Origin of the sequence: Metallumcola ferriviriculae, from assembly GCF_035573695.1 — a bacterium.
GTDB lineage: Bacteria > Bacillota > JADQBR01 > JADQBR01 > JADQBR01 > Metallumcola > Metallumcola ferriviriculae.
This window is the reverse complement of sequence record NZ_CP121694.1, coordinates 3,098,520-3,110,693: the sequence shown is the minus strand read 5'-3', so window position 1 is coordinate 3,110,693 and position 12,174 is coordinate 3,098,520. Positions and strand designations below refer to the sequence as shown.

The following is a 12,174-nucleotide window of genomic DNA, read 5'->3' as shown; positions in this document are numbered from 1 at the left end:
ATTATTTTTTAGGTAAGTGAATGAACATTCAGTCACTGCTTGGCCTTAATTAAGAGAATATTTCGAAGAGCGAGAAATTAGCGGGTGGGGGGTTCTTATGAATGGGTAAGACCATTGTCAATATGTTTTTTGAAAGGGTAGAAAGGTTTGGGGATAAAGCGGCTTTATCTCAAAGAGTGGATGGGGTATATCGTGACATCAGTTGGAAGCAATTGGGGGATAAAGTTACTGATGCGGCCTTGGGATTAATCGCTTTGGGAGTTAGGCCAAAGGACCGAGTCTGTCTGATGTCAGGCAATTGCCCTGAATGGGCCATGGCAGACCTGGGGATTATTGCCGCAGGCGCCGTCAACGTACCAATTTATCACACTAACAAGGGGACGCAGATTAGCTACATATTTAATCATTGCGAAGCGGAAATCATTATTTTGGGTTGTAAGGAGAAGTTACAGGAAGTAATATCCATGAGACATAAAATGCCCCGTCTGAAAAAGATTATGGTCATTAATGGTTGGCAGGGCAGCAGCGATGAGGATATCATGACATTTGATGAGTTATTGGAATTGGGTAAGGAAAACCACGCCAGGTCCGATGAGCTGGATAAAAGGACTAAGTCTTTAAAGCCAGATGACTTGATGTCACTGGTGTACACATCTGGTACCACCGGAGATCCAAAAGGAGTAATGCTGTCCCATAGAAACTTTCTTGCGAATTTAGAAGATTGTTTCGAGATTATGGATATAAGGCCCACTGATACTTGTCTGTCATTTCTGCCATTAAGTCATGTGCTTGAAAGAACCATTGGTTACTATTTGATGTTATATGCCGGCGTGCGCATTACATACGCTGAGAGTTTCCAGACAGTTCCCGAAGAACTAAAGCTGGTGCGACCGGAACTGGTCATCAGCGTACCGAGGCTTTATGAGAAAATGTACGTAGCGGTAAAACAGTCCGTCAGCCAAGGGTCATGGTTAAAGCGTAAACTGTTCGATTGGGCGTTGGCAGTTGGCCAACGGTATAAATTTAGCGACAGTCAAAAGAGTCTGCTGTTGAAGCTGAAGCATCAAGCAGCCGAGGCGCTGGTTTTTGGAAAAATACAGCAACAGGTTGGTGGTAAGCTGCGCTACTTTGTGTCAGGGGGAGCACCACTCACTAAGGAAATTGGAGAATTTTTTTATGCCTTGGGGATAACCATTTATGAGGGATATGGATTGACTGAGACAGCTCCGGTGCTCTCAGTTAACAATTCCCGCCAACTTAAGTTTGGTACTGTAGGGCCGCCGCTGCCCAGTGTTAGCATTAAGATTGCCGAAGATGGTGAGATACTCGCCCAAGGACCAAATGTTTCCAGTGGTTACTTCCGCCGGCCGGAAGAAACTGCGGAAAGCTTTCAAAACGGGTGGTTTTATACCGGTGATATCGGGGAGATAGACCGGCAGGGAATGCTGAGAATTACTGATCGAAAAAAAGATATTATTGTAACCTCCGGTGGGAAGAATGTTGCCCCACAAAATATCGAAAGCCTGCTAAAGTCAGATAAATATATCAGCCAGGTAGTGGTCTTTGGCGACCAAAGAAAATATCTCGCTGCCTTAATAGTACCTAATTTTGAGAACTTAGAACGATATGCGAAGAAAAGGAACATTGATTATACTTCCACTGAACAATTGGTAGAGAATGAACAAATAATTGAAAAATTACAGCGGCATTTGGATAAGCTGCAGCAAGACCTGCCCAATTTTGAGCAGGTGAAAAAGTTTCGTCTATTAACCCAGGAACTTACCCAGGAAGAGGGGGAATTGACACCGACATTAAAGATTAAGCGAAAAGTAATCAGTAAAAAATATAGTCATCTGCTTAATAGTATGTACGGTCCCCAGGACGTTATTGGTTCCGTCAGTTCGGGCGTGGAAAATGTATCTGGCGGCAAGACCGTTTCCGGTTAGCCGACCTAAAGACCTAAAGAGGTGAAAGTATGCATGACTTACTGACTCAAACAAGACGGGTGAATACACTGCTTCAGGAAAAAGGTTTTGGCAGTATTAACTATTCAAGGATGGTATCTGTGATTTCTGAGGTAACCGCTGCCAATTGTTATCTCGCCGACCAGCATGGGACCATTCTTGGCGCGGCAGCCAGCGACTTTTCCTGTGAAGAAGGTATCAGTGCAAGTTGGGGGAGGCTGCCTGCCAGTTTTAATGCCATGCTGATGCAGGAAAGGAGCAGTTGTGTAAAAGTATATCGAGATAATAATTGTATTTTTCAACCACAGGCTACCTGTTCGCTCTCGTACCGATCTCTGGTAATCGCCCCGGTACTTTCTGGTGTCAGGAGGTTGGGAACCTTGTTGTTGGTTAAATATTCGACTGCCCAAAATGAGGAAGACATGATATTGGGAGAGTATAGTGCAGCGGTGATCGGTATGGAAATAGTTTACAATCAATCAGACTTGGTTGAAGAAGAAATTCGTAAAAAGGCTGCGGTTGAACATGCTTTTCAATGTTTGTCACATTCTGAAAATGAGGCAGTGCAGTATATTCTTAATCAGTTGCAAGATGGTGAAGGTGTGTTTGTGGCTGCTCGTGTGGCAAATCGAATCGGCTACACCCAGTCGGTAATAGTCAACGCATTACGGAAATTGGAAAGCGCAGGAGTGCTTGAGGCAAGATCATTGGGCGTTAAGGGCACATATATACGGATACTTAACAAATACCTTTCAGGAAAACTCCAGGGTGTGCGTAAACCCGTTTCTTGATGCCTAGACAAAGGAACTATGGATAATTTCCTATTTCTTGACAGTAAATAGGCGGTGTAATATGATATACAAGAAATTATTGGTCATAAAGAGCCAGGAGCAGCATTTAGGGAAGAGGTGCAGGAATGCCTAAGCGTAAGGGAGAGAAATATGAGGCCATCATTGACGCAGCGGTCAAAATCTTTGCCAGACACGGATATTATGGGGCGCAGGTAACTAAAATTGCTAAAGAGGCCGGTGTGGCTGATGGGACCATCTATCTTTATTTTGAAAATAAGGAGGATATTTTAATCTCCTTGTTTACGGAAAAAATGGGTAGATTTATTGCTGCTGTGTCCCAAGAACTTTCTAGCCAAGAGGATGCGGTTGAACAGCTGCATACACTGGTCAGACGGCATTTTTCACATCTAGCTGCCGACGCGGATTTGGCGGTGGTAACCCAGATTGAACTCCGTCAATCTGATCCGCAAATTCGCCAGGGCATTTCACAGCCGTTAAAGAAATATTTTGAAGCAATAGAAAAAGTAGTGGAGAACGGGAAACTAACAGGGCAATTTAATGACTGGATAGATGTCAAGACAGCAAGAAAAATGATTTTCGGTACGATGGACGAGGTTGTTACGTGCTGGGTATTATCTCAAAAAGAATATTCACTGCTATCCTTGGTCGAACCGGTACTGAAGATATTAAGTAGTGGGATTGTTGCTAAATAGTTTTTAAGTGCCTAGGTGAATGATGTGTCATTCACCTAGGCACTTAAATATATTAAAAATACTAAATAACCAAAGGAGGTCAAAACAATGAACATCATAGTGTGTCTTAAGCAAACCTTCGACACCGAAGCAAAGATCGAACTAAAAGACGGTGAAATCGCAACCCAGGGGATCAAGCATATCATCAATCCCTACGACGAATTTGCCGTGGAAGAAGCCCTGAAGATCAAGGAAGCCCAGGGAGGAGAAGTAACAGTAATCAGCGTAGGAGATGACCAAGCCCAGGAAGCACTGCGTCAAGCATTAGCGATGGGTGCAGACAAAGCCATGCTGGTGAAAAACCCCCAGGGAGACGAATACGCCGTAGCGAAAGTACTGGCCAAAGCAGTGGCAGGGATGGAATACGACCTAATATTAGGCGGCCATGTAGCCATCGATGACGGCTCAGGCCAGGTAGCAACCCGACTGGCACAGGAATTAGACCTGCCCCAGGTAAACGTAGTAACCAAATTAGAGCTAAAAGACGGTCAAGCCGAATGTACTCGAGAAATCGAAGGAGGCAGTGAAATAGTAGAAACACCACTGCCCGCAGTAGTCACCTGTCAAAAAGGATTAAACGAACCCCGCTACCCCAGCCTGAAAGGCATTATGCAGGCCAAGAAAAAAGAACTAAAGCAGGTAACACCCGAAGAGCTGGGAGTCGAAGTAGAAAAGCAAGTAGAAATATTAGAAATATTCCTGCCGCCCAAGAAAGAAGCAGGGAAAATCATCGAAGGCGAAGCCGAAGAAGCCGGGAAAGAATTAGTGCGGCTGTTAAAAGAAGAAGCCAAAGTAATCTAAGATAAAGAAAGATAAAAAAAGCAACAGAAGACCAAATCAAAACAAAAGTGGAGGGAGAAACATGGCTATATGGGTAATCGCCGAGCAGCGTGACGGCGAATTAAAGAAAGTAAGCTTAGAAATGTTGAGTAAGGGACAAGAATTAGCCGAAGAATTGGGAACAGAATTAGAAGCAGTACTGATAGGTGACGAAATAGAAGGACTGGCAGATAGCCTGGCAGCCTACGGAGCAGCAAAAGTATACGTAGCAGAAGACGAAGAGCTAGGCACCTATTCAAGCGAGGGATACAGTCAAGTAATCAGTGAGCTGATAGAAGAAAATGAACCCGATGCAGTATTTTTTGGGCACACCGCATTTGGTAAAGACCTAGCACCGCGGGTAGCCCAAAAAGCAGGAGCCGGCATGGTCAGCGACATAACCGCCGTAGAAGTAGAAGCGGACCAGTTAGTATTTACCCGCCCCATTTACGCCGGCAAAGCATTCACTAAGAGCAAAGTATTATCCAAACCGGTAGTAGCAACCTTCCGGCCCAACGTCCAAGACCTCGGCGAAGCAGCTGAAACAAGCGCCAACATAGAAACAGTAGATGTGGACCTAGCAGACATCCGCGCCAAAGTAAAAGAAGTAAAGCAGCAAAGCGGCGGCAGAGTACTGCTGACCGAGGCAGACATCATCGTCAGCGGCGGTCGGGGCATGAAAGGACCGGAGAACTTTGATATTTTGGAACAGATGGCAGACGTACTCGGAGCAGCAGTAGGTGCATCCCGGGCAGCAGTAGACGCCGGATGGCGTGAGCATCAGTATCAGGTGGGACAGACAGGAAAGACCGTATCACCAACACTTTATATTGCCTGCGGTATCAGCGGTGCTATCCAGCACCTAGCAGGCATGAGTTCTTCAAAATACATTGCCGCCATTAACAAGGATGAAGAAGCAAACATCTTTAATATGGCAGATTACGGCATTGTAAATGATTTGTTTAAGGTTGTACCGGTACTTACCGAGGAGTTTAAAAAGGTTTTATAAAAATAAAAAAAAATTTAATGCGTGCCTTAATTGTGGGGCACGCATTTTTTATCCCCTTTCAGGTCATAATAGAGGAGAAAGTTTTTTAGAAAGGGGTTTTACGATGTTATGCCCGGGATGTGGCAGCAAGAACACCGGTAAAGTTGGTGTAAACCAATTTTATTGCTGGGAATGCTTCATAGAATTTAATGATAAAAATGAAACATTTATGGTGGAAGAAGACGGGTCATTAGTGGGTACTGAAACACCTGTATATAGTAATTAGGGGGTGAGTACATTGTTTAAACGCGGCTTTTTTAAAGGATTGGTCACAGGAAGCATACTTGGGATGATGACTAATATGTTTATGGGTCCGGACCGGAAACCACTGGGCAACCGGATGCGCAGCAAGATGCGGCGCATGGAGGATGATGGCGACGACTTGATGGATGAAGTAACAGATGGCATTTCTGGATTATGGAAAAAATGAGATTAACCTGGCTTTATCATTGTAAGCAGGTGTAAACTATGCTGGTGCGAATTTCCAAGAGATTATTGTTTATCGTTGCTATATTAATAGTGGTTTCGGTGGCAGGGTACATGCTTTATCTGATTCGAGCTATCCTGCCGCCTTTTATTATCGCTTTGGTGATTGCATATCTTTTAAATCCGGTGGTAAAAAAACTTGGGGATTTAAAGGTACCCCGAGTGTTAGCAATTATTCTTGTATACTCAGCTGTAATCACTGTGGTTGTGATATTGGCTCTCTACGGTGTACCGAAAGTCGTCCGTGAATTAAACCGGTTTGCTGATGCTATTCCTTATTATACCCAACAGGTACAGGAATATCTCAGGTCAGTGCGTGGTGACTATAGCCGCAGTAACATTCCTGAGAGTATCAAGCAGGTCACTGACGAAACACTTGCCGACGCGGAAGATATGCTGATTGCTGCAGTTCAATCCGTGGCGGATAGTATTATCGGTTTGTTTTCGCAGGTGTTGAGTGTGATAATTGCGCCGGTATTGGCCTTTTACATGCTAAAGGATTGGGAGACATTGGGGCGCTATACCTTTAGCTTGCTGCCCACAGGGTGGCGGGAGGAGGCGGCTTTTTTATTCCATGAAATAGATGTGGTGCTGACCAAGTTTATCCGTGGGCATTTGTTGGTGGCCTTTACCGTAGGAACCCTGACAGCCTTAGGATTAGCCTCAATTAGGATGAAATTTGCTTTGCTGTTAGGTATCGTGGCTGGAATAGCAGATATTATTCCCTATTTCGGTCCGATTATTGGTGCGGTTCCCGCGGTGGCCCTTGCTCTATTGCAATCTAAATATCAAGCATTTTATGCAGTTGGCGTGATGGTAATAGTACAGCAGTTAGAAAGTAATATCATTTCCCCCAAAATTCTCGGGGATAGTTTAGGACTGCATCCATTGGTGATAATTTTTGTTCTTTTAGCGGGTGGAGAATTATTTGGTATAGTTGGGATGCTCCTGGCGGTGCCGGTTACGGCTGTATCCAGAATCCTGTTAAGTTATTTCTTTAATCGTTGGAATGCTGCGGCAGGGTAATTGTTTGAATTGACAAAAATGCTGCTCTTTTGTATAATTAATGCAAATTTTGTTACATATATGGCTGTGAAGGGAAGAGTCAACTTACTGTGGTCCAGAAAGAAAGACCTTGGCTGAAAGTCTTTCCAAAACGGTAACTGACAGCCGCCCCGGAGCCGGCAGTGAAACTAAAATCCAAACTGCCCGTAAGCCGTGCGTTAAACGGGCTTGAATTGAGTGACCGGTATCATAGATGCCGGTAACTAGGGTGGTACCGCGAGATGCCTCGTCCCTGGAATGGGCGGGGTTTTATTTATTTAAAAAACCTGGCCGCCCGGTCAAAAAGTTTATAATGGCGATGCTTATCAAACAAAAAAAGGAGTGTTGAAATTTTGATTACGGGAAAAGAATTACGGCAAAGGTTTTTAAACTATTATGAGAGTAAAGGACATACCATTGTCCCAAGCTCTGCACTGGTACCCGCTGACGACCCCACCTTATTATTTACAAATGCCGGGATGGTCCAGTTCAAGGATGTATTTTTAGGCATGGACAAGCGCCCCTACAAAAGGGCAACCACTGCCCAAAAATGCGTACGCGCCGGCGGCAAACATAATGACTTGGATACGGTGGGGCGTACTGCTCGGCACCATACTTTCTTTGAAATGATGGGGAACTTTTCTTTTGGCGATTACTTTAAGCGGGATGCGATAACTTTTGCTTGGGAGTTTCTTACCGAAGATCTTAAGCTTCCCCAAGAGCAGCTTTGGGCTACTATCTATCTGGATGATGATGAGGCCTATGACCTTTGGTTGGAACTTACTGATATTCCTAAGGAACGAATTGTCCGTCTCGGGGAAAAAGACAATTTCTGGGCAATGGGAGATACCGGTCCCTGTGGCCCCTGCAGTGAAATAATTATTGACCGTGGTGAATCATATAAGTGTGAAGAACCGGAATGTGGCCTGGGGGTATGTGACTGTGACCGGTGGTTGGAAATTTGGAACCTAGTATTTATGCAGTACAATCGTGATGGGAATGGAGAGATGACTCCCCTGCCCCGCCCCAGTATTGATACCGGCATGGGCCTCGAAAGAGTTGCTTCGGTACTACAGAACGTGGACAGCAACTTTGATACAGATTTGATTAGGCCATTAATATCTGCGGTGGAAGAAATGAGCGGCAAAGAATATCATCCTGATGGCCGTGGTTTTCCTTTCCGAGTTATTGCCGACCACGCTCGGGCCTGCACTTTTCTTATCAGCGACGGCGTACTCCCTTCTAATGAGGGTCGCGGCTATGTTTTGAGACGGATTCTGCGGAGAGCGGTTCGTTTTGGCAAGGTGCTTGATATGGAAATACCCTTTCTTTACCGTTTTGTGCCTAAGGTAGTGGAATTGATGGGTGAGCCATACTCGGACATGGCAGCCAAGCATGAACATGTGGCGAAAATAATTAAGATAGAAGAAGAAAAATTTAGAGATACATTAAGCGAAGGCATCAAGGTAGTAAATGAAATAGTTATTAAAGTGAAACAAGAAGGGCGTAAAGTCATCAGCGGTAAAGAGGCATTCGTTCTCTATGATACCTATGGGTTCCCCCTGGATTTAACTGAAGATATTGCTGAAGAGAATGAACTAGAGGTGGATAAGGAAGGATTTCAGCAAGCAATGGAGGAACAGCGGCAGCGGGCCCGGGCAGCCCGGGAAGATGTGAAAGCATGGGATGATGCAGTTGCTTTTACTAATCTGTTAGGCGATTTAGGACCTACCAAATTTGTCGGCTACGACATCTTAAATAAGGATACGGAAGTGCTCAGCTTGATAGTGGATGGGAAGAAAGTAGATAAGGTCGCCGCGGGCGACGAATGTGCTTTGCTGGTTAAAGAAACCCCCTGCTATCCTGAAGGAGGCGGTCAGGTTGGCGATAGTGGTACAATTGTCGGTGGTGCAATAAAAGCAAGGGTGACCGATTGTAAGCGCCTGCCTGATGGCAAGATAATTCATGAGGTGGTGCTGGAAAAAGGAAGCATCGCCGTGGGTGATACGGTAACTGTGCAGGTTGCCCAAGAAAAAAGAAAGGCAACTGCAAAAAACCATTCAGCTACTCACCTGCTGCATAAAGCATTAAGAGAAGTGCTCGGTGACCACGTTAACCAAGCGGGATCACTGGTTGCACGAGATAGGTTGAGATTCGATTTCGCTCATTTTGATGCATTAACCAATGAAGAAATATCTCAGGTGGAAGAGCGGGTAAATCGGTCAATCCTAAACGGACTGAAAGTTGAGGCGTTAGAAACGTCTTACCAGCAGGCTTTAGAAATGGGTGCTACCGCTCTCTTTGGCGAGAAATACGGCGAAGAAGTGCGCGTAGTGAAAATGGGTGACTACTCCATGGAGCTGTGCGGTGGTACCCATGTCGATAGTACTTCGGAAGTAGGTTTATTTAAAATTATCGGTGAGGCCGGTATTGGGGCGGGACTGCGGCGCATTGAGGCCCTAACCGCCGCCAGTGCTTTGGAGTTTCTTAACAAGCGGGCGGAGCTACTGGAAACAGGCGCTCAGCTTTTGAAGACCAGGCCCGAAGAAGTACCGCATAGAGTTGAAGATTTGATAGTGCAGGCGAAGGAATTGGAACGCCGGGTAAATAGTCTTCAGGACCGCTTGGCAGGTTACCAATCAGAAGATATGCTGGATGCCGCCGTGGATGTAGAAGGTATTAAAGTCCTGGCTGTGCGGGTAGAGGCTAATGGCATGGAAGCCCTTCGTTCCATGGCAGATATCTTAAAAGATAAACTGCAGTCGGGGGTAATTGTATTGGGGGCTGTGGCAGAAGGAAAAGTTAACTTTGTTGCAGCAATTACCAAAGATTTACTGCCCAAGGGAATTCATGCCGGTAAACTTATTGGCCAGGTTGCCAAAATTGCCGGCGGTGGAGGTGGAGGCCGTCCCGATATGGCTCAGGCCGGCGGTAAGGAGCCAGAAAAAATAACTGCTGCTTTGGAGAAAGCAGCAGAGGTGGTTCGTGAGCAGTTGGGCTAGTCAGCAGCCAGTTTTTCCAAAAGTTCTAGCTGTTTGCGGGTGCCCAGTACAATTAATAAGTCGCCCATCTGAATTATAGTATCTGAATTGGGGTTATGAATTACCTCTTCTGATTGGCGTTTGATAGCTACTACCATAACACCGGACTCCTGTTTGATGCGGGAGTCCTTCAATTCTTTGCCCACCAACAGCGAAAGTTCATTAACCCGAATTTCCTCTATTTCAAATTCCAGGCCGCTGTCGTACATCAAGGTTTCCACAAAATCTACACTGGCAGGTTTAAGAATAGATATGGCCATTCGCCGTCCGCCAATGATAGCCGGAGATATTACCTTATCAGCGCCTGCGCGGCGCAGTTTCGGTGTCGATGAATCCAAATTTGCCCGGGAAACAATTTTAATATTTGGGTTCATGCCCCTGGCCGTAAGGGTGACAAAGACGTTTTCACTGTCATCGGGTAGGGACGTGACCAGGCCACTGGCTTTAGTAATACCTGCTCGGGCCAAAGTCGCATCTTCGGTTGCATTCCCCTGAATAACAAATATTTTTTCCTGCTGTAAATGGTTAAGCTTGTCCTCATCTAAGTCAATGACCACAAAAGGTGCTTTTTCCTTTTTCAGCCGACCAATAATCTGTTCGCCTACCCTACCGGCACCACAGATAATAATATGATCCTGTAATGTTTGGATTTTCTTTTCCATCCTCTTTCTCCCCAATACATTTGTGAGATGACCTTCTACCACAATAGCAATTATGGTACCTAAAGCATATGTAAAAAGTCCCACCCCGCCGGCAATGAGAAACAAAGCAAAAAGGCGCCCTGCATCAGTATGGGGTACAATGTCACCATAACCCACAGTGGATAGACTAGCAACGGTAAGCCATAGCGCTTCTAGGGGTGTAAAGCCCTCAAGGTAAATAAATGTAACTACGCCCACCAGTATCAGCAGACTTATCAGGGCCAATGCTAAAAACAGTCTCTTTACAGCATCCAAAGGCAACACCTCAGGATAATTTTACCACATGTTCACGGGTAAACAAAAGTTTTTCGCGAGATAGGTATTATTTGGATTGTTTAGAGGAATATATAGATAGACAGCGAATACAATAGGTATAGTAATGACGCAGGGGGTGGGACAGTGCCTAAGGATAAGTTTGAAGAGACAATGATGTTTAAGGTGGATAAGGAACAGGAAATAGCCGCCCGGGATATACTTTTCAGTGTCTTTGATGCGTTAAAGGAAAAGGGATATAATCCGATTAATCAAATTGTAGGTTATCTTCTATCCGGCGACCCTGCATACATTACCAGTCATAAAAATGCTCGCAATATGATTCGCAAATTAGAGCGGGACGAACTGCTGGAAGAATTGGTCAAGGAATACTTAAACAAAGCCGAATGACCTCATATCGTTGATATGAGGTTTGTTTGTATGCAATCAATTTTGAGGTGGCATAATGAGACTAATGGGTCTGGATGTAGGGGACAAAACAATCGGTGTTGCTGTCAGTGATTTACTTGGATTGACTGCTCAAGGTGTTGAAACGGTGCGAAGGGATGAAAAGATTGACTATTGGCAGCGGTTGGCGGCATTATGTTCCCAATATGAGGTAGAGAAAATTGTGGTTGGAATGCCGCGCAATATGAATGGAACCTACGGGCCCAGAGCGGAAAAGACAGAGGAATTTATTGAACAATTGCAAGATAAGATTCCGTTGTCTGTGGAAACATGGGATGAACGACTGTCTACCGTGGCAGCGCAGCGGACGCTGTTGGACGCTGACTTATCCCGGAAAAAGCGCAAAAAGGTTATTGACAAAATGGCTGCTGTATTTATTCTGCAGGGATATTTAGATTCCAAACAGTAATTTCTGTGGCACAAATTACCAAAGGGGTGATCGCTATGACTGAAGAAGAAAAGGACATAATTGTTCTCTCCGACGAAACCGGTGCGGAACATAGGTTTGAAATAATCGATATGCTGGAAATTGATGAAGAACAATATGCTATACTGCTTCCTGATGAAGTTGATGCTGAAGAAGCTATGATACTAAAGGTTGGCGAGGATGAAGAGGGGGATACTTTCCTCTTTGCTATCGAAGACCAGGATGAGTGGGACATGGTAGCAACAGCATGGCAGGAAACTATTTCCGAAGAAACCCAGTAAGAAGCATTTCTGGTCTGCTTCAAATTAACTAACCTAAGTGAGGGGGTTACCGATTTTATGGTAATCCCTTTTCGCTTTTCCAATTTTTCCCTTGATATGC

General features: G+C 45.0%; 13 protein-coding genes and 1 other annotated feature. Of the genes, 12 read left to right on the top strand and 1 reads right to left on the bottom strand.

What is annotated here, in order from left to right:
- Positions 1 to 101: 101 nt before the first annotated feature.
- From MFMK1_RS15385 to alaS, 9 genes are all read left to right on the top strand, one after another.
- Positions 102 to 1,946, top strand: coding sequence for an AMP-dependent synthetase/ligase (locus MFMK1_RS15385; RefSeq protein ID WP_366922569.1), 1,845 nt, complete (start codon positions 102 to 104; stop codon positions 1,944 to 1,946).
- 29 nt (positions 1,947 to 1,975) lie between these two features.
- Positions 1,976 to 2,755, top strand: coding sequence for a GTP-sensing pleiotropic transcriptional regulator CodY (gene codY, locus MFMK1_RS15380; RefSeq protein ID WP_366922568.1), 780 nt, complete (start codon positions 1,976 to 1,978; stop codon positions 2,753 to 2,755).
- A gap of 125 nt (positions 2,756 to 2,880) precedes the next feature.
- On the top strand, positions 2,881 to 3,468 hold the full coding sequence (gene fadR, locus MFMK1_RS15375; RefSeq protein ID WP_366922567.1) for a fatty acid metabolism transcriptional regulator FadR: 588 nt from the start codon (positions 2,881 to 2,883) through the stop codon (positions 3,466 to 3,468).
- Positions 3,469 to 3,555: 87 nt separating this feature from the next.
- Complete coding sequence (locus MFMK1_RS15370) at positions 3,556 to 4,308, top strand: electron transfer flavoprotein subunit beta/FixA family protein (protein WP_366922566.1); 753 nt, start codon at positions 3,556 to 3,558, stop codon at positions 4,306 to 4,308.
- A gap of 61 nt (positions 4,309 to 4,369) precedes the next feature.
- Complete coding sequence (locus MFMK1_RS15365) at positions 4,370 to 5,335, top strand: electron transfer flavoprotein subunit alpha/FixB family protein (protein WP_366922565.1); 966 nt, start codon at positions 4,370 to 4,372, stop codon at positions 5,333 to 5,335.
- A gap of 103 nt (positions 5,336 to 5,438) precedes the next feature.
- Positions 5,439 to 5,600: a hypothetical protein gene (locus tag MFMK1_RS15360; RefSeq protein ID WP_366922564.1), complete on the top strand. Its 162-nt coding sequence runs from the start codon at positions 5,439 to 5,441 to the stop codon at positions 5,598 to 5,600.
- A 12-nt stretch (positions 5,601 to 5,612) separates the two neighbouring features.
- Positions 5,613 to 5,804, top strand: a complete 192-nt coding sequence (locus MFMK1_RS15355) for a hypothetical protein (protein ID WP_366922563.1) — start codon at positions 5,613 to 5,615, stop codon at positions 5,802 to 5,804.
- A 38-nt stretch (positions 5,805 to 5,842) separates the two neighbouring features.
- On the top strand, positions 5,843 to 6,886 hold the full coding sequence (locus MFMK1_RS15350) for an AI-2E family transporter (protein WP_366922562.1): 1,044 nt from the start codon (positions 5,843 to 5,845) through the stop codon (positions 6,884 to 6,886).
- A 57-nt stretch (positions 6,887 to 6,943) separates the two neighbouring features.
- Positions 6,944 to 7,162 (top strand) — a binding site (T-box leader).
- A gap of 95 nt (positions 7,163 to 7,257) precedes the next feature.
- Positions 7,258 to 9,906, top strand: coding sequence for an alanine--tRNA ligase (gene alaS, locus MFMK1_RS15345; protein WP_366922561.1), 2,649 nt, complete (start codon positions 7,258 to 7,260; stop codon positions 9,904 to 9,906).
- Here the strand turns inward: alaS and MFMK1_RS15340 are convergent.
- Positions 9,903 to 10,901: a potassium channel family protein gene (locus MFMK1_RS15340; protein ID WP_366922560.1), complete on the bottom strand. Its 999-nt coding sequence runs from the start codon at positions 10,899 to 10,901 to the stop codon at positions 9,903 to 9,905. The two genes, alaS and MFMK1_RS15340, sit on opposite strands and share 4 nt — an antisense overlap.
- 171 nt (positions 10,902 to 11,072) lie before the next feature.
- On the opposite strand from MFMK1_RS15340, the gene MFMK1_RS15335 reads away from it, so the two are divergent.
- Genes MFMK1_RS15335 through MFMK1_RS15325 form a run of 3 tightly spaced genes read left to right on the top strand, consistent with a single transcriptional unit; the run spans position 11,073 to position 12,074 of the window.
- Positions 11,073 to 11,309, top strand: a complete 237-nt coding sequence (locus MFMK1_RS15335) for an IreB family regulatory phosphoprotein (RefSeq protein ID WP_366924963.1) — start codon at positions 11,073 to 11,075, stop codon at positions 11,307 to 11,309.
- A gap of 55 nt (positions 11,310 to 11,364) precedes the next feature.
- Complete coding sequence (gene ruvX, locus MFMK1_RS15330) at positions 11,365 to 11,775, top strand: Holliday junction resolvase RuvX (RefSeq protein ID WP_366922559.1); 411 nt, start codon at positions 11,365 to 11,367, stop codon at positions 11,773 to 11,775.
- A gap of 35 nt (positions 11,776 to 11,810) precedes the next feature.
- Positions 11,811 to 12,074 carry a DUF1292 domain-containing protein gene (locus MFMK1_RS15325; RefSeq protein ID WP_366922558.1) on the top strand — a complete coding sequence of 88 codons (264 nt, stop codon included), beginning with the start codon at positions 11,811 to 11,813 and terminating at the stop codon, positions 12,072 to 12,074.
- The last annotated feature ends 100 nt before the right edge of the window (positions 12,075 to 12,174 follow it).